The organism is Kitasatospora sp. NA04385 (assembly GCF_013364235.1).
GTDB lineage: Bacteria > Actinomycetota > Actinomycetes > Streptomycetales > Streptomycetaceae > Kitasatospora.
Map to the genome: position 1 here is coordinate 2,627,822 of NZ_CP054919.1, position 22,179 is coordinate 2,650,000.

The 22,179-nt window shown below is 71.8% G+C and carries 17 protein-coding genes and 2 rRNA genes (1 of these 19 running past the window's edge); 3 read left to right on the forward strand and 16 right to left on the reverse strand.

Translation table 11 applies throughout. The features are described from left to right. Window positions 1-47: 47 nt before the first annotated feature. The 6 genes from HUT16_RS11455 to HUT16_RS11480 form a co-directional block, all read right to left on the reverse strand. Window positions 48-863 carry an SAM-dependent methyltransferase gene (locus HUT16_RS11455; RefSeq protein ID WP_176187939.1) on the reverse strand — a complete coding sequence of 272 codons (816 nt, stop codon included), beginning with the start codon at window positions 861-863 and terminating at the stop codon, window positions 48-50. A 172-nt stretch (window positions 864-1,035) separates the two neighbouring features. Continuing rightward, window positions 1,036-1,500, reverse strand: coding sequence for a hypothetical protein (locus tag HUT16_RS11460; RefSeq protein ID WP_176187940.1), 465 nt, complete (start codon window positions 1,498-1,500; stop codon window positions 1,036-1,038). 135 nt (window positions 1,501-1,635) lie between these two features. Continuing rightward, the gene (locus HUT16_RS11465; protein ID WP_176187941.1) at window positions 1,636-1,809 is read right to left on the reverse strand and encodes a hypothetical protein; all 174 of its coding nucleotides are present in this window, start codon (window positions 1,807-1,809) and stop codon (window positions 1,636-1,638) included. Between the two features lie 374 nt (window positions 1,810-2,183). Continuing rightward, window positions 2,184-4,178 (reverse strand): TerD family protein, encoded by a 1,995-nt coding sequence (locus tag HUT16_RS11470; protein ID WP_176187942.1) that lies wholly within the window; start codon window positions 4,176-4,178, stop codon window positions 2,184-2,186. A gap of 179 nt (window positions 4,179-4,357) precedes the next feature. Further along, window positions 4,358-5,671 (reverse strand): class I SAM-dependent RNA methyltransferase, encoded by a 1,314-nt coding sequence (locus HUT16_RS11475; protein WP_176192617.1) that lies wholly within the window; start codon window positions 5,669-5,671, stop codon window positions 4,358-4,360. Between the two features lie 585 nt (window positions 5,672-6,256). Beyond that, window positions 6,257-8,335: an APC family permease gene (locus tag HUT16_RS11480; protein ID WP_176187943.1), complete on the reverse strand. Its 2,079-nt coding sequence runs from the start codon at window positions 8,333-8,335 to the stop codon at window positions 6,257-6,259. Between the two features lie 245 nt (window positions 8,336-8,580). On the opposite strand from HUT16_RS11480, the gene HUT16_RS11485 reads away from it, so the two are divergent. Beyond that, window positions 8,581-9,249: a TrkA family potassium uptake protein gene (locus tag HUT16_RS11485; RefSeq protein WP_176187944.1), complete on the forward strand. Its 669-nt coding sequence runs from the start codon at window positions 8,581-8,583 to the stop codon at window positions 9,247-9,249. Beyond that, window positions 9,249-9,905 (forward strand): TrkA family potassium uptake protein, encoded by a 657-nt coding sequence (locus tag HUT16_RS11490; protein WP_033216970.1) that lies wholly within the window; start codon window positions 9,249-9,251, stop codon window positions 9,903-9,905. The genes HUT16_RS11485 and HUT16_RS11490 overlap by 1 nt, the downstream gene beginning before the upstream one ends. Window positions 9,906-9,954: 49 nt before the next feature. Here HUT16_RS11490 and HUT16_RS11495 read toward each other — a convergent pair whose 3' ends face one another. The 4 genes from HUT16_RS11495 to HUT16_RS11510 form a co-directional block, all read right to left on the reverse strand. Then, complete coding sequence (locus HUT16_RS11495; RefSeq protein ID WP_176187945.1) at window positions 9,955-10,710, reverse strand: DUF3159 domain-containing protein; 756 nt, start codon at window positions 10,708-10,710, stop codon at window positions 9,955-9,957. Further along, window positions 10,707-11,117: an OB-fold nucleic acid binding domain-containing protein gene (locus tag HUT16_RS11500; protein ID WP_033216968.1), complete on the reverse strand. Its 411-nt coding sequence runs from the start codon at window positions 11,115-11,117 to the stop codon at window positions 10,707-10,709. The genes HUT16_RS11495 and HUT16_RS11500 overlap by 4 nt, the downstream gene beginning before the upstream one ends. Window positions 11,118-11,205: 88 nt before the next feature. Beyond that, on the reverse strand, window positions 11,206-11,886 hold the full coding sequence (locus HUT16_RS11505; protein ID WP_176187946.1) for a response regulator: 681 nt from the start codon (window positions 11,884-11,886) through the stop codon (window positions 11,206-11,208). After that, window positions 11,883-14,507 carry a sensor histidine kinase KdpD gene (locus HUT16_RS11510; protein ID WP_176187947.1) on the reverse strand — a complete coding sequence of 875 codons (2,625 nt, stop codon included), beginning with the start codon at window positions 14,505-14,507 and terminating at the stop codon, window positions 11,883-11,885. Before HUT16_RS11510 ends, HUT16_RS11505 begins: the two co-directional genes overlap by 4 nt. Before the next feature lie 141 nt (window positions 14,508-14,648). Between HUT16_RS11510 and HUT16_RS11515 the strand changes: the two genes are divergently transcribed. Then, window positions 14,649-15,479, forward strand: a complete 831-nt coding sequence (locus HUT16_RS11515) for a patatin-like phospholipase family protein (RefSeq protein WP_176187949.1) — start codon at window positions 14,649-14,651, stop codon at window positions 15,477-15,479. Between the two features lie 107 nt (window positions 15,480-15,586). Here HUT16_RS11515 and HUT16_RS11520 read toward each other — a convergent pair whose 3' ends face one another. From HUT16_RS11520 to HUT16_RS11545, 6 genes are all read right to left on the reverse strand, one after another. Further along, window positions 15,587-16,252, reverse strand: coding sequence for an ABC transporter ATP-binding protein (locus HUT16_RS11520; RefSeq protein WP_254898287.1), 666 nt, complete (start codon window positions 16,250-16,252; stop codon window positions 15,587-15,589). Window positions 16,253-16,263: 11 nt separating this feature from the next. Next, complete coding sequence (locus tag HUT16_RS11525; protein ID WP_254898288.1) at window positions 16,264-17,112, reverse strand: ABC transporter ATP-binding protein; 849 nt, start codon at window positions 17,110-17,112, stop codon at window positions 16,264-16,266. Between the two features lie 364 nt (window positions 17,113-17,476). After that, complete coding sequence (locus HUT16_RS11530) at window positions 17,477-18,661, reverse strand: hypothetical protein (RefSeq protein ID WP_176187955.1); 1,185 nt, start codon at window positions 18,659-18,661, stop codon at window positions 17,477-17,479. Beyond that, a complete protein-coding gene (locus HUT16_RS11535) occupies window positions 18,654-19,352 on the reverse strand; it encodes a SigE family RNA polymerase sigma factor (protein ID WP_254897760.1) in 699 nt (232 codons plus the stop codon). The genes HUT16_RS11530 and HUT16_RS11535 overlap by 8 nt, the downstream gene beginning before the upstream one ends. A gap of 152 nt (window positions 19,353-19,504) precedes the next feature. Beyond that, a 5S ribosomal RNA gene (gene rrf / locus HUT16_RS11540) occupies window positions 19,505-19,621 on the reverse strand. Between the two features lie 88 nt (window positions 19,622-19,709). After that, a 23S ribosomal RNA gene (locus HUT16_RS11545) occupies window positions 19,710-22,179 on the reverse strand (it continues 636 nt past the right edge of the window).

Genomic DNA, 22,179 nt, shown 5'->3' on the forward strand with positions numbered 1-22,179 from the left:
GCGGTTCCGCGGCCTGGCCCGGCCCGCCCGGCTCCGGGCCCGCCGGGTCAGGGGACGAGGGCGAGCCCGCCGTACTCGATCCACTCGTCGGTCAACTGCCGCCGGACGAAGCGCGGATCGCGGTCGGGCAGCCAGTCCGTGACGTCCAGCAGGCCGGGCTCCTCGATCCGGAGGCCCTCGAAGTAGCCGCGGACCTCCTCCTGCGTGCGCACCCGCCCCCACCTGCCACCGGTCTGCTCCTCCATCAACCGGGTCACGGCGTCGCGGATCTCGGCGCGCTCGCTGACCAGTTGGCAGATGACCACGACGCTGCCCGGGGCGAGGCGCTCGACGGTGCGGCGGATCATGCCGGCCGGGTCCGCCTTGTCGGGGACGCAGTGCAGGACGGAGACGAACAGGGCCGCGACCGGCTCGGTGAAGTCGATCAGCTCCCGCACCCGCCCGTCACCGTGGACGGCACCGGTGTCGGTCATGTCGGCGCCGACGATGGCCACGTTCGGGTTCTCGTCCAGCAGGGCCCGGCCGTAGCTGAGGACGATGGGGTCGTTGTCCACGTAGACCACCCGGCTCTCCGGGGCGACCGCCTGGGCGACCTGGTGCACGTTGTCCTGGACGGGCAGGCCCGAGCCGTGGTCGATGAACTGGCGGATCCCGTAGCGCTGTGCGATCTCCCGGACCACCCGGCGCAGGAACGCCCGGTTGTTCAGGGCGAGTTCCTTCGTGCTGGGGGCGATCTCCAGCAGCTGCTCGCAGGCCGCGCGGTCGGAGGGGAAGTTGTTGCGGCCGCCCAGCAGCCAGTCGTACATCCGGGCGGCGCTCGGCACGCTCACATCAACGGGCTCATGCCAGACGGATTCGCTCATGCATTCCCCCGAGTGAGCGTACGGCCTTACCGACAAAGGAGTTTGACGGTCCGTCATCCTAAGCGGGCATGGCTGCATAGCGCCATCGCACGGACGAGTGAAGATGGCGCGGCCTGGCAGAGGGTGGCGTTCGCCGGCGTCGCGAACGCCACCCCGCCTGGGGGCTCGCGGATCAGTGGTTCTGCCCGCCCACCTCCCCGCCGCGCCCGGCGGAGCCGAGGATCCGCCGGGCGGCCATCAGGTCGACCTGCAGCTCGGGCTCGGCCAGTCCCATCAACTCGGCGGCGACCTTGGGGTGGTAGCCGAGGCCGTGGTGGAGCAGGACGGCGTCGGCCGCGGGCCCGGGCAGGGCCAGGTGCAGCGAGTCCGCGCCGGGTCCGGCGGCTTCGGCGCGCGCGGAGGTCACCGTCTCGCGCAGGATCCGCCAGGCGCACGCCATCGCGCGCTGGTCGCTGAGCAGGGACGTCCAGTCGAGTGCGGTGCGCCGCAGCGCCTCGGCCACCGCGCGGTGGCCGAGCGCCCGGTCGCCCAACCGCGCCTCGGCGTACCGCTCGTACGGGGAACGGTGCAGCAGGACGAACGCGGCGAAGCCGGCCGCGTCCGTCATCGCGTTCTCCGTTCCGGGTCCGCTGGGCACCACGAACTCCTTCGGCATCGATGAGGACGTCCCCGTACGGACCGGGGCCGGAGGGACGCCGCCGCCGGGCGGAGCGCCGCAGCGGCTGCTGACGGCGGGCGGGTCCGCCGAACCGGCGGTCCCGCCCGCCCCGGATCAGCGCGGGTCGGCCGGGCTCCGGCCGACGACCGCCTCCTGGGCGAGCCGCACCAGCGAGAGGATCAGCACGACGCGCTCCCCGTCGATCGGACCGTCGCCGAGCACCGCCCACGGCAGGAGGAGCAGCGGCAGCGAAGCGCTGATCCGCGCCGCGCCGCCGCGGACCGACAAGCGGCGCCGTCCCCCACGCGGCCATCCGCCGCTGATACCGTGGTGCACCATCGAGGGCAGGAGAACTCGATCCCGAGCGGGCCGTTCATACATTGGGTTGGAGAACCTCTTCTATGTTCGGCCCACGCCCTGGCCGGTGCTCGTAACACCGGTCGGGGCAACCCCTGTTGGAGCTGCGGCCTCGACGCCAACGCTAGCGCGCCGCGGTCATCCCGCGAGGCCCGAACCAGCCTCGTGCAATCCCATTTTGGTGCGAATTCCGGGTGCGCGTCCCACGGGCGGAAAATCGATCAGATCCGCAAGAATCCGGTCGATCGGAATGGCCGTTCCGGCAGAGAAGGTCGCGGTGCTCCGCCCCCGCTTCTCCCGGTGCTTCATTCGGCGGGCTTCAGCCCCCGGACCACCTCGTTCAGGAACCGGTCGACGACGGTGTCCACGCTGCGGATGAACCCGGTCTCCTCCGCGCCCCGCCTGGTGCCCATGCCGGCCGGCAGGGTCAGCCGGAACGCCCGGATCTCCGAACCGTCGCCGGGCACCAGCAGGCCGGGTTCGACCCGCAGCGCCCGCAGCAGTTCGCACGGGCCGGGGCCGCCCTCGCCGGTCAGCGCCTCGATCCGCAGCTCGGCCGGGGCGTCGGTGAGCTGCCGCAGCAGCCACTGGACCCGGGAGAGCGCCCTGGAGCGCTCGGCGGCGGCCACCTCGACGGTGGTCTCGATCCGGCCGGTGCGCAGGTCCGCCTCCAGCACGATCGGCCCGGGCAGGCCGGGCACCGCCAGTTCGGAGCGCATCCGGCCGCCGGCGGCCAGCTCCTCCACCGCCCGCTCCCGGCGGACGGCCGGTTCGGTGCGCCGGCCGCCGCGCAGCACCGGGGAGACCGGCACGCCGAGTTCGCCGCCCAGGCGCAGGCACAGCTGCCGGGTGAGCCGTTCCCAGTTCTCGACCACCCGCAGCGCGTTGCGGTCCCCGGCCCGCAGGGTGCCCTCGGAGATCGCGTTGCGGACCGTCACCCAGGCCGGGCCCATGTTCTGGAAGCCGTGGCAGCCCGAGTTCTCGTGCCGCAGGTAGTGCAGGAACTCGCTCAGCAGCCAGGCGTGCGCGGGGTTGACCACGCCCTCGTGGTGGCACAGCAGGTGCGCCTCGTGCGCCACCTCCGCCCAGGACAGGTGCCGCAGCGCGACCTTGCGGGCCCGGCGCCGGTCGACCGTCACCGGCGGCTCGCCGTCCAGGGCGAGGTCGTTGGAGAGGGTGATGACCGTCTCGTAGCCGTGCCGGTGGGCCACGTCGAGGTACGCCTGCACCTGCTCGGACTTGAGCGGGCTGCCGCCGGTCTTGGTCTCCACCAGGGCGGTCCAGATCTTCCCGGCCCGGCTGACCCGGATCGTGCCGTCGGGGCGGACGGTGCTGTCGGCGTGCTTGAAGCTCGTCTCGGCGAAGGTCTGGACGGTGCCCGCGGGGGCGTTGAACATGGCGGTGATCCGGCGGCCGAACTCCGGTACCTCGGCCATCACCGCCAGCAGGGTGGAGGTGGCCCGGTTCTCCCGGTCCAGTTCGTTCTTCAGCCCGGCCACCGAGAACAGCCGGGCCTGCTTCCAGGACGGGTGGTCGGCGAGGTCGGCCTTCGCGGCCTTCGGCAGGGTGACCCGCTTCTTGGCGGTGCGCACCGCGCGCTTCGGCCCGGCGGCTGCGGCGGCTGCGGCGCCCCCGGCCGCAGCGGGCCCCGGCCCGGCGACCCCGGCGACGGCCCCGGCGCCCGCGGCGCCCGGTGCGCCCGGTGCGCTCGGAGCGGCCGGTGCGGTGGCCGGCCCGGCCTGCGCCGCCTCCTCGTCCTGGTCGACGTCGATGCCGAAGTCCCCGGCGAGGCCGCCGAGCCCGGAGCGGTAGCCCTGGCCCACCGCGCGGAACTTCCACGCGCCGCCGCGCCGGTAGATCTCGCCGAAGACGAACGCGGTCTCCTCCCCCGCCTCCGGGATGTCGAAGGCCACCAGGGCGTCGCCGCCGCCGTCCAGCACGGCCAGCCGGAGTTCGGCGAGCTCGCCGAAGGTGGCCCCGGCGTAGCGGCTGGCCGCCAGGACGACCTGGTGCACCTCGGCGGGCAGCGCCGCGAGGTCGAGCAGGATGCGGTCCCGGGTGCCGCTGCCGGTCGGCACCTTGCCCAGGAGCTGCACCGAACTGTCGGGCGTCGAGGGGCAGTTGTAGAAGAGGAAGTCGGCGTCCCCGCGCACCTTGCCGTCCGCCCCCAGCAGCAGCACCGACACGTCGGCGTCGCCCGTGCCGGTCGGGTCGGTCCAGCTCAGGGCGACCGTCACCGGCCCCGGTTCGTCCCCCTCGGCGAACAGTTCGGCATTGGCGCCCTTGGTCAACTGGTGCACGGCTTCCCCTCCTGAGCACGGCGAACGACGTGTGCGCAGCGTCACCATGCCCACACGTTCCGAGGATGCTACTCCTGCCGGATCTTCACGCCATCCCCTTGAACGGAGCCGGCCCCGGGAGACGCCGCACGGGCGCGGGAAGGGCTCCCGCGCCCGTGCGGAGCGCACCTCGGAGGGGGTTACCGCGCCACCGGCTCCAGGATGGCCACGCACTCGAAGTGCTGGGTCATCGGGAACAGGTCGAACGCCCGCAGCGAGACCGGGCGGTAGCCGCCCTCGCGGAAGAAGGCCAGGTCGCGGGCGAGGGCGGCCGGGTCGCAGGCGACGTAGGCGATGCGGCGGGCCGCCAGGGAGCTGAGGTGGGCGACGGTGTCGCGGCCGGCGCCGGACCGCGGGGGGTCGAGGACGATCAGGTCGGTGGAGGTGATCCCGGTGCGCGGCAGCAGCGTCTCGACCTTGTCGCACTCGATCCGGACGTGCTCCAGCGCGGCCAGGTTGTGCCGGGCGTCGGCCACCGCCTGCTTGCCGGACTCGATGCCGAGCACCGCGCCCTCCTCGCCGACCCGTTCGGCGAGCGCGCCGGCGAACAGGCCGACGCCGCAGTACAGGTCGAGCGCGCTCTCGCCCCACTGCGGGTCGAGCCCGGCCAGGACGGCGTCGACCAGGGTCCCGGGGGCCTCCGGGTGGATCTGCCAGAAGCCGCCCTCGGAGACCCGCCAGGTGCGGTCGACGGCGCGCTCGCGGACGAAGGTGCGGCCGTGGACGCGGTGGAACAGGTCCTGCTCGTCGATCCGGGCGATGGACGTCTCGCGGTCCAGTTCGACCAGCGGCAGCTGCTCGCCGGGCAGCGGCCGCAGGATCACCTGCCGGTCCGAGGAGCCGGAGGCGGCGATCGCCTCGACGGAGGCCACCCCGGTCCAGTCCCGCGCCTCGATGCCGAGCTCGGTGACGCCGGGCGCGGCGATCAGGCAGCGGTCGATCGGCTGGACGTCGTGCGAGCGGTGCTTGCGCAGGCCGATCGCGCCCTCCTCGTCCACCGCGTACTGGACCCGGGTGCGCCAGGCCGGCACCTCGCCCGCGGGGAGCTTGCCGCCGACCGGTTCGACCGAGCCGTCCCAGCGGGCCTCCTCGGGGGTGAGGCCGGCCAGCTTGGCGAGCTGCTCGGTGAGGACGGCGGCCTTGAGCTTGCGCTGCCCGCCGGGGGTGACGTGCTGCCAGTCGCAGCCGCCGCACTTGCCGGGGCCGGAGAACGGGCAGGGCGCCTCGATCCGGTCCTTGGAGGCCTCCAGCACCTCCACCGCGTCGGCCCGCAGGAAGCGCGAGGTGGTGGTGCCCTCGGTGACCAGGGCGACGACCCGCTCGCCGGGCAGCGCGTGCCGGACGAACAGCACCCGGCCCTCGTGCCGGGCCACGCAGTGGCCGCCGTGCGCGACCGGCCCGACCTCGACCTCGTAGCGCTCGCCGACCAGCGGGTCGCCGCTCGGCTGCCGCAGCACCGGCTGGGCGGGCCGCAGCGCCTTCGGCGGGCGCACCGCCCCGGGCCTGCGCCCCTGCCGGGCGGGCTTCTTCCCGCCCTCGCCCTTCGCCGGCTGCGCGGCCCGGTCGGCCTTCGTCCCGGCCTTGTCCGCCTTCGCGCCCTTGGCGGGAGCGCCCTTGGCCGGAGCGCCCTTGGCGGGCGCGGCCTTCGCGGACGCGGCGGGGCGCTGCTCGCCGGGCACCGGCGGCAGGCTGCGGGCGGTGTTGCCCTCCCGGTCGGTGGCCTCCGGGCGGGCGGGTCGGCTGCTCCAGCGCGGGTGCGCGACCTGCCCCGGCTTGGCGCCGGACGTGCGGCCGGGGCGGCCGGATCGACCGGAGGAGCGGGGCGGGTTGTTGCGGGTCACGGGGGTCGCTTCCTTACGGGAGACAGCGGGGCACGAACGGGTGGAGCGGGTGGAGCGGGTGGAGCACGCGGAACGGTCGGTGCGGGCGGTGCGGGTGCTACGCCGCGCGGCAAACACGGCGGCCCGCGGCGGACCGGGAGCGATCCGCCACGGGCCCATTGAAGGCCATCCGGGCGCCGGACGTGCGCCGCGCGGGGGTCAGTCGCGCGGCGCGGCGTCCGACCCGCCGCCGGCCGGACCGGCGGAACCGTCCGAACCGGCCCCGCTCTCGCCGACCGCCGCCGGCCGCCGGCGCGGCTCGCCGCGGCGCACCGCGCCGGGCGCGGACCACGCCTTGGGCGCCTTGCGCCGCTCCGAGGACTCCAACTGCCAGGGTACGGAGGTCACCATCACGCCGGGCTTGAACAGCAGCCGTCCCTTGAGCCGCAGCGCGCTCTGGTTGTGCAGCAGGTGCTCGTACCAGTGGCCGACCACGTACTCGGGGATGTACACCGCGACGACGTCGCGCGGGCTGGAGCGGCGCAGGTTCTTGACGTACTCCAGCACCGGCCCGGTGACCTCGCGGTACGGCGAGTCCAGGACCTTCAGCGGGACGTCGAGGCCGCGCTCCTCCCAGTCCTGGCGCAGCGCCGCGGTGTCCACCGGGTCGACGTTGACGGTGACGGCCTCCAGGGTCTGGGCCCGGGCCAGCCGGGCGTAGGCGAGGGCCCGCAGCGCGGGCTTGTGGATCTTGGAGACCAGCACGATGGCGTGCACCCGGGTCGGCGGGGCGGCGTCGTCGGGCTCCTCGGCGGCCTTGAGCTCGGCGCTGACCCGGTCGTAGTGGCGGCGGATCGCCTTCATCACGACGAACAGCACGACCATCAGGGCGATCGCGATCCAGGCGTGGCCGATCTTGGTGGCGAGCACCACGATCAGCACGGCCATGGTCATCACCAGGCCGAAGGTGTTGATCGCCCGGCTGCGCTGCATGTGGGCACGCTTCTTCGGGTCGGTCTCGGTGCGCAGCAGCCTGGTCCAGTGCCGGATCATGCCGGACTGGCTCATGTTGAAGGCCACGAAGACGCCGACGATGTACAGCTGGATCAGCCGGTTCGGGTCGGCGCCGAACGCCACGATGAACAGGATCGCCGCGCCGGCCAGCAGCACGATGCCGTTGGAGAAGGCGAGCCGGTCGCCGCGGGTGTGCAGCTGCCGCGGCAGGTAGCGGTCCTGGGCGAGGATCGAGCCGAGCACCGGGAAGCCGTTGAAGGCGGTGTTCGCGGCCAGCACCAGGATCAGGCCGGTGGTGGCGGCGACGAAGTAGAAGCCGGGCGTGAAGTTGGAGAACACCGCCTCGGAGATCTGCGCCAGCACGGTCTTCTGGTGGTAGTTCTCCGGCGCGCCGATCAGCTGCTCCGCCGGGTTCTCCGCCATCTGCGTGCCGGTCAGGTGGGCGAGGTAGATGATGCCCATGAACATCGTCACGGCGATGCTGGCCATCATCAGCAGCGTGGTCGCCGCGTTCTTGCTCTTCGGCTTGCGGAACGCGGGCACGCCGTTGGAGATCGCCTCCACGCCGGTCAGCGCCGCACAGCCCGAGGAGAAGGCCTTCAGCAGCAGGAACACCAGCGCGAACCCGGCCAGCGAGCCGTTCCCGGGCGTCGCCGCCAGGTGGTACGAGGAGCTCTCCGCGGGCAGCGCCGCCCCGAACCCGAAGTGCCGGACCAGGCCGTAGACCACCATGCCCATGACGCCGACCATGAAGGCGTACGTCGGGACGGCGAACGCCGTCCCGGACTCGCGCACGCCGCGCAGGTTCATGCCCATCAGCAGGATGACCAGGAAGACCGACAGCGTCATCTCGTGCCCGCGCAGCGCGGGCACCGCCGAGACCACGTTGGCCACGCCGGAGGTGGTCGACACCGCCACGGTGAGGATGTAGTCGACCATCAGCGCGCTCGCCACCACCAGGCCGGAGTTCGGCCCGTGGTTGACGGTCGCGACCTCGTAGTCACCGCCTCCGCTGGGGTAGGCGTGCACGTTCTGCCGGTACGACGCGACCACCGCGAGCATCACGACGGCGACCACGACACCGATCTGCCAGGAGAAGTGGATGGCCGAGGCGCCGGCCAGCGACAGCGTCAGCAGGATCTCCTCGGGCGCGTACGCGACGGAGGAGAGCGCGTCCGAGGCGAACACCGGCAGCGCGATCCGCTTGGGGAGCAACGTCTCCCCCAGCTTGTCGCTGCGCAGCGCACGCCCGATCAGGATGCGTTTCGGTAGGTCAGCAGGCATAGGCACAACAAGGGATCGTAAGGGCTCCGGGTGGCACCGGATGCCTCGCGGGGCCACCTTGGTCGAGACTGTGTTCGGTGGACCGGCTAGCGTGTCGGCAGAAGGAATAGCGGGCAACACCGAGTTGCCCCTCGCGTCGGATCACAGGCGCGGCCGACTACTGGCCCCCGCAATCGGGTGCACGGAAGGACGATGAGCGGTGTTTACGCAGGTCATGACCCCAACGGACCGGGTGAGGTAGGCGCGTGCACATCGTCATCATGGGCTGCGGACGCGTGGGCTCCGCCCTCGCCAGAGCACTCGAGAAACAAGGCCACTCGGTCGCGGTCATCGACCAGGACCCGACCGCCTTCCGCCGGCTCGGCGCGGGCTTCAACGGCCGCCGGGTCACCGGCGTCGGCTTCGACCAGGACACCCTGAAGGAGGCGGGCATCGAGGAGGCGGGCGCCTTCGCCGCCGTCTCCAGCGGTGACAACTCGAACATCATCGCGGCCCGGGTGGCCCGCGAGAACTTCGGCGTCGAGCACGTCGCGGCCCGGATCTACGACCCGCGCCGCGCCGAGGTGTACCAGCGCCTGGGCATCCCGACCGTCGCCACCGTCCGCTGGACCGCCGACCAGATGCTGCGCCGACTGCTGCCCAGCGGCGCCGAGCCGGTCTGGCAGGACCCCTCGGGCTCCGTCCAGCTCGCCGAGGTCGCGTTCGCCCCGTCCTGGATCGGCCACCGGCTCTCCGAGCTGGAGGAGGCCGCCGGCGTCCGGGTGGCGTTCGTCACCCGGGTCGGCGAGGGCACGCTGCCCACCCCGCAGATGGTGGTCCAGGAGGGCGACCTGGTGCACGTGATGCTGCGCCGCAACGAGCTGACCGCGGTCGAGGCGGCGTTCGCGAAGGCCCCCGAGGAGGCTGGTCACTGATGCGCGTCGCCATCGCCGGAGCCGGAGCCGTCGGCCGTTCCATCGCCGGGGAGCTCCTGGAGAACGGCCACGAGGTCCTGCTGATCGACAAGAACCCGAACTCCATCTCGGTGGAGCGCGTCCCGCTCGCCGAGTGGCTGCTCGCCGACGCCTGCGAGATCACCTCGCTGGACGAGGCGGCGCTGCAGCGCTGCCACGTGGTGATCGCCGCCACCGGCGACGACAAGGTCAACCTGGTGGTGTCGCTGCTCGCCAAGACCGAGTACGGCGTGCCGCGGGTGGTCGCCCGGGTGAACAACCCGAAGAACGAGTGGCTGTACAACGAGTCCTGGGGCGTGGACGTGGCGGTCTCCACCCCGCGCCTGATGTCGGCGCTGGTCGAGGAGGCGGTGAGCGTCGGCGACCTGGTCCGCCTGATGCGCTTCTCGCAGGGCAACGCCAACCTGGTCGAGCTGACCCTCGCCGCGGACACCGACCTGGTCGGCACCCGGGTCGGCGACGTCGCCTGGCCGGTGGACACCGCGCTGGTCACCATCATCCGGGCGGGACGGGTGCTGGTCCCCGGCGGCAACGACACCCTGGAGGCCGGCGACGAGCTGCTGTTCGTGGCCGCGCAGGAGCGCGAGGAGGAGCTGGAGACGCTGCTGGCCGGCTGATCCGCTCCCCGCACGGCGGAGGGCCCCGCGCACCGCGCGGGGCCCTCCGTCACTCCTCCGGCTGTTCCTCGTCCGGCTCCGCCTTGATCGGCGGCGGCGCGGTCAGCAGGATCCGCCAGGTCACGTACATCGCCAGCAGCAGCGGCGGGATGCCGAGCGCGACCTTCAGCCAGCCCAGCAGGTTGATGTTGTGGGTGAAGTACAGCGGGAACAGGATCACCGGCTTCAGGCCCATGATCAGCACCCAGGCCCAGGTCGCCTTGGTGTAGGCGGCCAGCCGGCCGGGGTTCTGCTTGCGCCAGGTGAACATCTCGCCGGTGATCGGGCCGAGCATCAGGCCGATCATCGGCCAGCGCACCAGCGCGGAGACCGCCAGCGCCAGGCAGTAGCCGACGTTCCACAGCAGGCCGGGCAGGTAGAAGTCCTCGGCCTTGCCGGTCTTCATCGAGATCCAGGCGCCGATCGCCACGCCGAACACGCCGGAGAAGGCGTGCTGGATGGTCTCCCGGCGGGCCAGCCGGACCACCACGAACACCGCGCACAGCGCCAGCGCCGACCAGGCGGCGGCCGGCACCTTGTGGGTGATGTTGAACGCGACGATGTACACCAGGCCGGGCAGCGTCATGTCGACCATGCCGCGCACGCCGCCGAAGGCCTTGAGCACCGTCTCGGCGGCCTCCTTCGACGCGTCCCGCTCGGGCTCGGCCGGCTGCCCGGCCGGCTCGTACACCCCGGGGCCGGGCTGCTCGTCGTCGTGCGGGCCCTGCGGGCCGTGCGCGCTCACCCTGATCGCCTCGTTGCTCACGCGGACTCGCTCCCGTGTCCCACCGGACGCAGCTCGTAACGGGGGTTGAAGAGCACGCGGCGCCCGCGTGCGTGACTGATCCGGCCACTGGCGATCAGGCGGCGGCCCGGCTCGATGCCCACGATCGAGCGACGGCCCAGCCACACCACGTCCAGCGCCTCGGTGCCGTCGAACAGCTCGGCCTCCAGCGCGGGCACCCCCGCGCGCGGGCGGAGCGTGACGGTGCGCAGCGTGCCCGCGACGGTGACGATCTCGCGGTCGCCGCAGGCGGCGATCGGGGTGCAGCCCGCCTCCGCGGTGTCCTGCCGCAGCTCCTCGGCCTCCAGCTCCTCGGAGGAGGAGGTCAACCGGCTCAGCATGCGGCGGAAACGGCCTTGCGGCTGGTCGCCGATGTTGTCACCACTCATGCCGGAAGGGTACCGGTTCGCGGGTGCCGGACGGCAGGGCCGGACGTGGGGCCGGTCACGGACCGGCCCGCCGCGCACCGGCGTTCGATCAGGGTTCGAAGCGGTAGCCCATGCCCGGTTCGGTGATGAAGTGCCGGGGGTGCGAGGGGTCGTCCTCCAGCTTGCGGCGCAGCTGCGCCAGGTAGACCCGCAGGTAGTTGGTCTCCTTGCGGTAGGCCGGTCCCCACACCTCTTGGAGCAGCTGGGTCTGGCTGACCAGCCGCCCGGAGTTGCGCACCAGCACCTCCAGCAGGTGCCACTCGGTGGGGGTGAGCCGGACGTCCGCGCCCCGGCGGTTGACCTTCTTGGCGGCCAGGTCGACGGTGAAGGACTCGGTGGCGACCACCGGCTCGCCCTCGGCGGTGACCGGCTCGGCCCGGCGGACGGCGGCCCGCATCCGGGCCAGCAGCTCGTCCATGCCGAACGGCTTGGTGACGTAGTCGTCGGCGCCGGCGTCCAGCGCCTCGACCTTCTCGTCGGAGGCGTGCCGGGCGGACAGCACGATGATCGGCACCCTGGTCCAGCCGCGCAGGCCGCGGATCACCTCGACGCCGTCCATGTCGGGCAGGCCCAGGTCGAGCACGACCACGTCGGGGTGGCGGGCGGCGGCCAGCTCCAGGGCGCCCGCGCCGTCGTGCGCGGAGTCCACCTCGTACTTGCGGGCCTTGAGGTTGATCACCAGGGCGCGGACGATCTGCGGTTCGTCGTCCACCACGAGGACCCGGGTCATGCGGGACCGGCCTTTCGTTCGTCGGAGGAGGGCGCCGGGGGCGGCGGGGAGGCCGGGGGCGCGGCGGGGGCGCCGGGGGCGGCCGGGGCGGTGGGCGGGGCCGGGACGGCGGGCAGCGAGACCACCATGGTCAGCCCGCCGCCGGGGGTGTCCTCGGCGGTGACGGTGCCGTCCATCGCCTCGGCGAAGCCGCGGGCCACCGCCAGGCCGAGGCCCACGCCGGCGCCGCGCGGGGCGTCGCCGTACCGCTGGAACGGGGCGAAGATCCGCTCCCGGGCCTCCTCGGGGACGCCCGGGCCGCGGTCGACCACCCGCAGTTCGACCCGTCCGGCGCGCTCCAGCAGATCCGCCTTCACCAGGACGGGTGACCCGGCCCTCCCGTACTTGACGGCGTTCTCCACCAGGTTGGCCAGCACCCGCTCCAGCAGCCCGGCGTCGGCCCGCACCATCGGCAGCGACTCCGCCACGTCGAGGCGCACGCTGCCCGGCGGGACGCCGCCGAGCGCGAACGGCACCACCTCGTCCAGGTCGGTGGGCTGCAGCAGCGGAGTGACCGTGCCGGTCTGCAAGCGGCTCATGTCCAGCAGGTTGTTGATCAGGTGGTCGAGCCGGTCCGCGCCGGACTCGATGCCGGCCAGCAGCTCGGCCTCGTCCTCCGGGCCCCACTCGACGTCCTCGGCGCGCAGCGAGGAGACCGCGGCCTTGATCCCGGCCAGCGGGGTGCGCAGGTCGTGCGAGACCGCCGCCAGCAGCGCGGTGCGGATCCGGTTGCCCTCCGCCTCCCGGCGGGCCGCGGCCGCCTCCCCGGCCAGCCGGCGGCGCTCCAGCAGGACGGCGGCCTGGTTGGCGAACGCGCCGAGCATCCGCCGGTCCTCGGCGGGCAGCACCCGGCCGCGCAGCACCAGCGCGAGCCGCTCGCCGACCGGGACGTCCACGTCGGCCCGCTCCGGACCGGCCGGCGGGCGCGGCCCGACCGAGGCGGCGGCGTGCCAGGGGCCGTGCGGGTCGGTGCGCTCCAGCAGCGCCACCGCCTCCTGCTGGAAGGTCTCCCGGACCTGCTCCAGCAGCGCCGTCAGCACCCCCTCGCCGGTGGGCGCGCCGCGCAGCACGGTGCCGGCCAGCGCGGACAGCGTCTGCGCCTCGGCCTGGGCGCGGGCCGCGACGTGGCTGCGCCGGGCGGCCAGGTCGACCACGGTGGCGACCGCGATGCCGACCGCCGCGAAGATCGCCACCGCGACGATGTTCTCCGGCTGGGCGATGGTGAAGGTGTGGATGGGGGGCGCGAAGTAGTAGTTGAGCGCCGAGGAGGAGACCAGCGCGGAGGCGATCGCCGGGTACAGCCCGCCCACCAGCGCCGCGCACACCGTCAGCGACAGGAACAGCAGCATGTCGGTGGAGAGCCCCGGCCCCTGCAGCCCGGTCAGCGCCAGCGCCAGCAGCGGCGGCCCGACCACGCCGATCACCCAGCCGGCGACCGTCCTGGTCCGGCCCAGGTCGGTCACCCGGCGGACCGGGATCCGGCCCCGGCCGCGCGCCGCGTGCTCGTGGTTGACCATGTGGACGTCGATGTCCCCGGAGTCCCGGGTCACCGTGTAGCCGACGCCCGGCCCGTACACGTACTGCCAGACCCTGCGGCGGCTGGTGCCGATCACGATCTGGGTGGCGTTGACGCCGCGCGCGAAGTCCAGCAGCCCGGCCGCCGGGTCGTCGCCGAGCACCGAGTGGAAGCTGCCGCCCAGGCTCTCCACCAGGGCGCGCTGCTCGATCAGCGCCTGCGGGGAGGAGCCGGACAGCCCGTCGGAGCGCGAGATGTGCACCGCCAGCAGCTCGCCCGCGCTGTTGCGGGCCGCGATCCGGGCCGCCCGGCGGACCAGCGTGGCGCCCTCCGGGCCGCCGGTCAGGCCGACCACGATGCGCTCCCTGGCCTGCCAGGTGCCCTGGATGCCCTGCTCGGCCCGGTAGCGCTGCAGGTACTCGTCGACCCGGTCGGCCGTCCACAGCAGCGCCAGCTCGCGCAGCGCGGTCAGGTTGCCGGGCCGGAAGTAGTGCGCGAGCGCCGCGTCCACCTTCTCCGGCGCGTACACGTTGCCGTGCGCCAGCCGACGGCGCAGCGCCTGCGGGGACATGTCGACCAGCTCGATCTGGTCGGCCCGGCGCACCACCTCGTCCGGGACGGTCTCCCGCTGCCGGACGCCGGTGATGCCCTCGACCACGTCCCCCAGCGACTCCAGGTGCTGGATGTTCACGGTGGAGATCACGTCGATCCCGGCCGCCAGCAGCTCCTCCACGTCCTGCCAGCGCTTGGCGTTGCGCGAGCCCGGCACGTTGGTGTGGGCGAGCTCGTCGACCAGCGCGACGGCCGGGTCCCGGGCCAGCACGGCGTCCAGGTCCAGTTCGGTGAACTCGGCGCCCCGGTGGGTCATCGTCCGGCGCGGCACGGCCTCCAGGCCGTCCAGCAGTTCGGCGGTGCGGACCCGGCCGTGGGTCTCCACGAAACCGGCCACCACCTCGGCGCCGCGCTCGGTCCGGCGGTGCGCCTCGGCCAGCATCGCGCAGGTCTTGCCGACCCCCGGGGCCGCCCCGAGGTAGATCCGCAGCCTGCCGCGGGCCGTGTGCACCATGGCTCAGAGACTACGGCCGACGATCGCAACATCCGCTGATCAGACTGTTCCGAGCGGATATTTGTCGAATTCTTGACGCCCCCCGACAGCCCCGTGCGCCACAATGCCCGGGTAGACGAACAAGATCGAGGGGGAACCACCATGCGCGGACTCGTACTCGGCGGCGGCGGACTCGCCGGCATCTCCTGGGAGACCGGCGTCCTGCACGGCCTCGCCGAAGCCGGGATCGACGTCCCCGGCACCGCCGACCACGTCATCGGCACCTCCGCGGGCTCCACCGTCGCCGGCCAGCTCGCCTCCGGCCTCCCGCTGGCCGAGCTCTACCGCCGACAGACCGACCCGGCCCTCCAGAACCACGAGATCACCCCGCCCGCCGAGGCCCTCGGCGCCCTGTTCGAGACCATCAACCAGCTGATCTCCGAGATCAGCGACCCCGCCGAACTGCGCCGCCGGGTCGGCGAACTCGCCCTCGCCGCCGACACCGTCCCGGCCGCCGACCGGCTCGCCGTCATCGCCGGCCGCCTCCCCGGCCGCGACTGGCCCGCCTGGCCGCTCACCCTCACCGCCGTCGACGCCGAGACCGGCCGGCCCCGCACCTTCGACCGCGACAGCGGCGTCGCCCTGGTCGACGCGGTCGCCGCCAGCTGCGCCGTCCCCGGCATCTGGCCCACCGTCGAGATCGACGGCCGCCGCTACATGGACGGCGGCATCCGCAGCTCCAACAACGCCGACCTGATGACCGGGCAGCAGGCCGTCCTGGTGCTCGCCCCGATGACCGACCCGTTCCTCGCCCCCGAACTGGCGCTGCTCGAAGCCACCGGCAAGGTCCTCGCCGTCACCCCCGACGAGGACTCCCTCGCCGCGGCCGGCCCCAACCCGCTCGACGGCGCCGTCCGCACCCCCTCCGCGGAAGCCGGCCGCGCCCAGGGCCACCGGATCGCCGACCGGGTCCGCGAACTCTGGACGCTCTGACCGCGCCCGACACCGGCGGGACGGTCGCGACCGGTCGCGACCGTCCGGCTCGGCGGCTCGGCCACTCGGCGCGGCTCGGCTACTCGGCGCGGCTCGGCTCGGCTCGGCTACTCGACGATCCGGCCGTCCCGCAGCTCCAGGACCCGGTCCGCCAGCTCCATCAACTGCGGGTCGTGCGTCGCCACCAGCGCCGTCACGCCCTCGCTGCGCACCACCGCCCGCAGCAGCTGCATGATCGCCAGACCGGTGTCCGAGTCCAGCTGACCGGTCGGCTCGTCCGCGATCAGCAGCGCCGGCTCGTTCGCCAGCGCCCGCGCCACCGCCACCCGCTGCTGCTGGCCGCCCGACATCTCGGTCGGCCGCTGCTCCGCGTGCTCGGACAGGCCCACCATCCCCAGCAGCGTCCGGACCCGCTCCTCGCGCTCCTTCACCGCTACCTTGCGCAGCCGCATCGGCACCCCGACGTTCTCCGCCGCCGTCAGCACCGAGATCAGACCGAACGACTGGAACACGAAACCGATCCGGTCCCGCCGCAGCTCCAGCCGCCCCGCCTCGTCCAGGCCCGCCAGGTCCGTCCCCGCGATGCTGATCCGCCCCGAGGACGGCGCGTCCAGCCCGCCCACCAGGTTCAGCAGCGTCGTCTTGCCCGAACCCGACCGGCCCCGCAACGCCGTCAACTCCCCCGCTCGCGCGGTGAAGGACACCCCGCGCACCGCGTGCACCGCCCGGTCGCCCGCACCGAACGTCCGGTGCACGTCCTCCACGACCACCATCGCGCCGCTGCTCACCCGCGCACCTCCTCCTCGGCCCGCCACACCCCGATGTGGTCCTCCTCCAGCGCCAGCCGCACCCGGCGGCTGAGCCGCAACGCCTCGGTGAAGTCCGGCGGCAGCTGCAACCGGCCCACCCGGTCCAGCACCGCGTACTCCACGCCCGGCTCGCCCCGGTCGGGACGCAGCACCTCCGTCGAGGTCCGCCCGTTGCGGATCCGCACGGTCCGGCGCACTTCCTGCGCCACCATGAGGTCATGGGTCACGATCAGCACCGTCACCCCCAGCTCCTCGTTCACCGAACGCAGCGCCGCGAAGATCTCCTCGCTGGTCGCGCTGTCCAGCTCACCCGTCGGCTCGTCCGCCAGCAGCAGCGCCGGCGAGTTCGCGTTCGCCACCGCGATCGCCACCCGCTGCTGCTCGCCGCCCGACATCTCGGCCGGACGCCGGTCCGCCAGGTGCCCGATCCCGAGCAGCTCCAGCAACTCCCCCGCCAGACGCCGCCGATCGCGCCGCGGCACGCTCGCGTACCCCATCGGCAGCATCACGTTCTCCACCGCGGTCAGGTACGGCAGCAGGTTGCGCGCCGTCTGCTGCCAGACGAACCCGACCGTCCGGCGCCGGAAGTCCAGCCGCTCGCGCTTGCCCATCGCCAGCAGGTCGTGCCCCGCCACCCGGGCACTGCCCGCCGTCGGCACGTCCAGCCCGGCGAGGATGCCCAGCAGCGTCGACTTGCCCGAGCCCGAGGCGCCGACCACCGCGATCAGCTCGCCGTCCTCGACCACCAGGTCCAGCCCCTGCAGGGCCTGCACCTCGACACCCTCGGAACGGTGGATGCGCACCAGGTTCTCGCACACCACCATGCCCTCCGCGGGCGGCGGTCCCTCCGAGGCCGCGCGCCTGCGCAGCTCCTCGAAGTCCGGCACCGCCTGCACGCCCACCGCCTCGCCCCCCACGCCATTCCCCTCCGGCCCGCGGAATCCACGGCTCACCACGGCCTGTCGCGCCGGGGGCACCGGCCGGCCGGTCGGGGCAGTCCCCTGTTCTGCCCCGACCGACCGGTCCGACGTTCCCCCCGTTGACCGTCGCCCACACGACGACGATCTCAACACTCCAACGCGGCCCGAAGCAGGCAGGTTGCATCAGATTCCGAACTTTCTTCGAGCCACCTGTGCCCCGGCCGACCAGTGCGCCCAACGGCCCCGCACGGCTGCTCGGTTCAGCAGCTCAACGGCTCAACGGCTCAACGGCTCGGCTCGGCGACCCCGACGGCCCCGGTGTTCCCGACGGCCCCGACGGCTCGGGTGAGCTCAACGCCCGGAACTCCTCCGCCGCGACCCGGAACGGCTCCGACACCCCCGCCTCCGGCACCACCCCGCGCCCGCTCCGGTGGACCGTCAGCACCGCCACCATCGACCCGCTGACGTGCACCGCGACCTCCTCCGCGATCGCCGAGGGCTCCCGCAGCCCCAAGGCCGTCACCCCGGTCGACCGCTCCTCCACCGTCCAACCCCCGCCCGACACCACGCAGTCCGCACCCGCCAGCAGCCTGCTCCCCGCGCTCTCCGCCTGCCCCGGCGACCCGAAACCCAGCACGTACTGGTGCGCCACCGCGTCCCCGCCGTCGGTGTACACCTCCCCCCACGCCTGCACCGCGCCCACCACCGCCACCAGCCTCGTCACGCAACCGTCCGCGAACACCTCGGCCGACGGCGCGACCACGGCCTCCACCTCGCTCGCGTTCGCACTCGCGCTCGCACTCGGAACCCCGGCCGTGGACGAGGACGGGGCCGACGGCGACCGCGTGCTGCCGCCCGCGTTCCCGGCAGAAGCCGACGCGGACGGAGACCCGAACGCGGACGGAGACGGGGACAGGGACGGAGATGCGGACGTGGACGTGGACGGCGAGGACGAGGGCACGCCGACCGACCGCTCCACCGCCGACCACGGGCCGTACCCGCCCACCACCTTCGGCATCCGCGCCACGTCCAACGCCAACGCCCGCACGCCCGGCTCCGCCGAGTCCAACGGCGCCAGTACCCACGCCGGGATCGACGGCACCACCAGGTACGAGGGGTCCGGAGTGGGCGCCACCCGGAACGAGGTCTTCGGCCGCGGCAGCGCCGACTGCTCCACCGGCACCCCCGCCACCCCGTGCCCCGTCCGGAACTGGGGCACCGACGCCACCGTCCACAGCGCCGCGACACCCAGCGCCCCGGCCCCGGCCAGCGCACCGGCCCGGCGCCGCTGCCGACGCCGCTGCCCGCGCCGCACCACCTCCGCGCTCTCCGGCGCCGGCACCCCCGACGCCACCTCGCGCCGCAGGCCGTCGAACATCGCCTCCAACCGGGCAGCCCCGATCGCCGGACGGTCCTCCGCCTCGTCCACCTCAGGCAGCTCGGATCTAGACATGCGAACCGCAGTCCTCCGCCACCCGCACCCGGTCCCCCGTCAACTCCACAGCCACCGGCTCCTCTTCCGCACTGCCGACCCCCGTCGTCCGCCGCTCGCCCGTACCCCGGCGCTCACCCGCGGCAGCCGCCCGAACCGGCCGCAGCGGGGCGACCACCGGCTCCTCGACGACCGCCGCCGGCTCTTCCCCCAACAGCACCGCCAACGCCTGCCTCCCCCGGTGCAGACGTGCTTTCACCGTCCCCACCGGCACCCCCTCGTCCGCGGCGATCTCCGCCACCGAACGCCCGCCCATGTGGTGCCACACCAACGCCGAGCGCTGCGCCTCCGGCAACTGCCGCAGCGCCTCCACCAACGCCACCGTCTCCGGCCCCGGCCCCGGGACCGGCGACTGCCCGTCCCCGTGCCTGATCCAGCTCTGCAACGCCGTCCGAGCCCGCCGCCACCGGCTGATCGCGATCCGTTGCCCCGTCAACCGGACCCAGGCCACCGGATTCTCGTGCGACACCACCCGCCCCCAGTGGTTCCACGCCCGCACGAACGCCTCCTGGGCAGCGTCCTGCGCCTCGCCCAGATCACCCGTCAGCGCGTACAGGTGCGCCACCAGTTGCCCGTACGCAGCCTCGTAGAACTCCCGAAAGTCGCCGTCGCCCTGACCGGCTCTGTCACCGGCCCCCTCGCCCTGCTCCACGACCATGACGCCACAGTGTGCCGTGCACCGCCCCACCCGGCAACACGCGCCCCCCGCGCCGGCCCCGGGCCTCGGTTTTCCTCCCCGGAAACTCCCCCGGAAACGCGAGAAAGCCCCCCGACGCGAAGTCGGGGGGCTTTCTCTGAATGATTGTTCGGCGGCGTCCTACTCTCCCACAGGGTCCCCCCTGCAGTACCATCGGCGCTGTGAGGCTTAGCTTCCGGGTTCGGAATGTAACCGGGCGTTTCCCTCACGCTATGACCACCGAAACACGGTGAAACTTTTCGCCGCCCACCCGCCCGCCGCAGCGGGGGTGGGGGTCGTTGTTTCAGAACAACACAGTGGACGCGAGCAACTGAGGACAAGCCCTCGGCCTATTAGTACCGGTCAACTCCACCCCTCACAGGGCTTCCATATCCGGCCTATCAACCCAGTCGTCTACTGGGAGCCTTACCCTCTCAAGGAGGTGGGAGTGCTCATCTCGAAGCAGGCTTCCCGCTTAGATGCTTTCAGCGGTTATCCCTCCCGAACGTAGCCAACCAGCCATGCCCTTGGCAGGACAACTGGCACACCAGAGGTTCGTCCGTCCCGGTCCTCTCGTACTAGGGACAGCCCTTCTCAACACTCCTACGCGCACAGCGGATAGGGACCGAACTGTCTCACGACGTTCTAAACCCAGCTCGCGTACCGCTTTAATGGGCGAACAGCCCAACCCTTGGGACCTACTCCAGCCCCAGGATGCGACGAGCCGACATCGAGGTGCCAAACCATCCCGTCGATATGGACTCTTGGGGAAGATCAGCCTGTTATCCCCGGGGTACCTTTTATCCGTTGAGCGACGGCGCTTCCACAAGCCACCGCCGGATCACTAGTCCCTACTTTCGTACCTGCTCGACCCGTCAGTCTCACAGTCAAGCTCCCTTGTGCACTTACACTCAACACCTGATTGCCAACCAGGCTGAGGGAACCTTTGGGCGCCTCCGTTACCCTTTAGGAGGCAACCGCCCCAGTTAAACTACCCACCAGACACTGTCCCTGATCCGGATCACGGACCCAGGTTAGACATCCAGCACGACCAGAGTGGTATTTCAACGTCGACTCCACCCGAACTGGCGTCCGGGTCTCACAGTCTCCCACCTATCCTACACAAGCCGAACCGAACACCAATATCAAGCTATAGTAAAGGTCCCGGGGTCTTTCCGTCCTGCTGCGCGAAACGAGCATCTTTACTCGTAATGCAATTTCACCGGGCCTGTGGTTGAGACAGTCGAGAAGTCGTTACGCCATTCGTGCAGGTCGGAACTTACCCGACAAGGAATTTCGCTACCTTAGGATGGTTATAGTTACCACCGCCGTTTACTGGCGCTTAAGTTCTCAGCTTCGCCCGACCGAAGTCGGACTAACCGGTCCCCTTAACGTTCCAGCACCGGGCAGGCGTCAGTCCGTATACATCGCCTTACGGCTTCGCACGGACCTGTGTTTTTAGTAAACAGTCGCTTCTCGCTGGTCTCTGCGGCCACCACCAGCTCGGGGAGAAAATCCCGTCACCAGCAATGGCCCCCCTTCTCCCGAAGTTACGGGGGCATTTTGCCGAGTTCCTTAACCACAGTTCACCCGAACGCCTCGGTATTCTCTACCTGACCACCTGAGTCGGTTTGGGGTACGGGCCGCCATGAAACTCGCTAGAGGCTTTTCTCGACAGCATAGGATCATCCACTTCACCACAATCGGCTCGGCATCAGGTCTCAGACTATGTGCTGCGCGGATTTGCCTACGCAACGTCCTACACCCTTACCCCGGGACTACCACCGCCCGGGCTGGACTACCTTCCTGCGTCACCCCATCGCTCACCTACTACAGGCTCGGACCGGCGGCTCCACCACGTCCCATCGTCCGAAGACTCCGGGCCGGCTTCACGGCCTTAGCATCACCTGGTTCGACGTTGGCGCTTCAAAGCGGGTACGGGAATATCAACCCGTTGTCCATCGACTACGCCTGTCGGCCTCGCCTTAGGTCCCGACTTACCCTGGGCAGATCAGCTTGACCCAGGAACCCTTGGTCAATCGGCGCAAGAGTTTCCCACTCTTGTATCGCTACTCATGCCTGCATTCTCACTCGTGAACCGTCCACAACTCGATTCCTCGGCTGCTTCACCCGGCACACGACGCTCCCCTACCCATCACAGCCTCCGTTGGGAGTATTGCTGCAATGACACGACTTCGGTGGTGTGCTTGAGCCCCGCTACATTGTCGGCGCGGAATCACTTGACCAGTGAGCTATTACGCACTCTTTCAAGGGTGGCTGCTTCTAAGCCAACCTCCTGGTTGTCTCTGCGACTCCACATCCTTTCCCACTTAGCACACGCTTAGGGACCTTAGTCGGTGTTCTGGGCTGTTTCCCTCTCGACCATGGAGCTTATCCCCCACAGTCTCACTGCCGCGCTCTCACTTACCGGCATTCGGAGTTTGGCTAAGGTCAGTAACCCGGTGAGGCCCATCGCCTATCCAGTGCTCTACCTCCGGCAAGAAACACACGACGCTGCACCTAAATGCATTTCGGGGAGAACCAGCTATCACGGAGTTTGATTGGCCTTTCACCCCTAACCACAGGTCATCCCCCAGGTTTTCAACCCTGGTGGGTTCGGTCCTCCACGAAGTCTTACCTCCGCTTCAACCTGCCCATGGCTAGATCACTCCGCTTCGGGTCTTGGGCATGCAACTCGAACGCCCTATTCGGACTCGCTTTCGCTACGGCTACCCCACACGGGTTAACCTCGCTACACACCGCAAACTCGCAGGCTCATTCTTCAAAAGGCACGCAGTCACAG

Excerpts from the sequence above, each read along its gene's own strand:
- HUT16_RS11455 (WP_176187939.1), bottom strand. The coding sequence starts at position 863 with ATGAGCGAATCCGTCTGGCATGAGCCCGTTGATGTGAGCGTGCCGAGC.
- HUT16_RS11480 (WP_176187943.1), bottom strand. The coding sequence starts at position 8,335 with ATGCCTGCTGACCTACCGAAACGCATCCTGATCGGGCGTGCGCTGCGC.
- HUT16_RS11490 (WP_033216970.1), top strand. The coding sequence starts at position 9,249 with ATGCGCGTCGCCATCGCCGGAGCCGGAGCCGTCGGCCGTTCCATCGCC.
- HUT16_RS11500 (WP_033216968.1), bottom strand. The coding sequence starts at position 11,117 with ATGAGTGGTGACAACATCGGCGACCAGCCGCAAGGCCGTTTCCGCCGC.
- HUT16_RS11505 (WP_176187946.1), bottom strand. The coding sequence starts at position 11,886 with ATGACCCGGGTCCTCGTGGTGGACGACGAACCGCAGATCGTCCGCGCC.
- HUT16_RS11510 (WP_176187947.1), bottom strand. The coding sequence starts at position 14,507 with ATGGTGCACACGGCCCGCGGCAGGCTGCGGATCTACCTCGGGGCGGCC.
- HUT16_RS11515 (WP_176187949.1), top strand. The coding sequence starts at position 14,649 with ATGCGCGGACTCGTACTCGGCGGCGGCGGACTCGCCGGCATCTCCTGG.
- HUT16_RS11520 (WP_254898287.1), bottom strand. The coding sequence starts at position 16,252 with ATGGTGGTCGTGGAGGACGTGCACCGGACGTTCGGTGCGGGCGACCGG.
- HUT16_RS11525 (WP_254898288.1), bottom strand. The coding sequence starts at position 17,112 with ATGGTGGTGTGCGAGAACCTGGTGCGCATCCACCGTTCCGAGGGTGTC.
- HUT16_RS11530 (WP_176187955.1), bottom strand. The coding sequence starts at position 18,661 with ATGTCTAGATCCGAGCTGCCTGAGGTGGACGAGGCGGAGGACCGTCCG.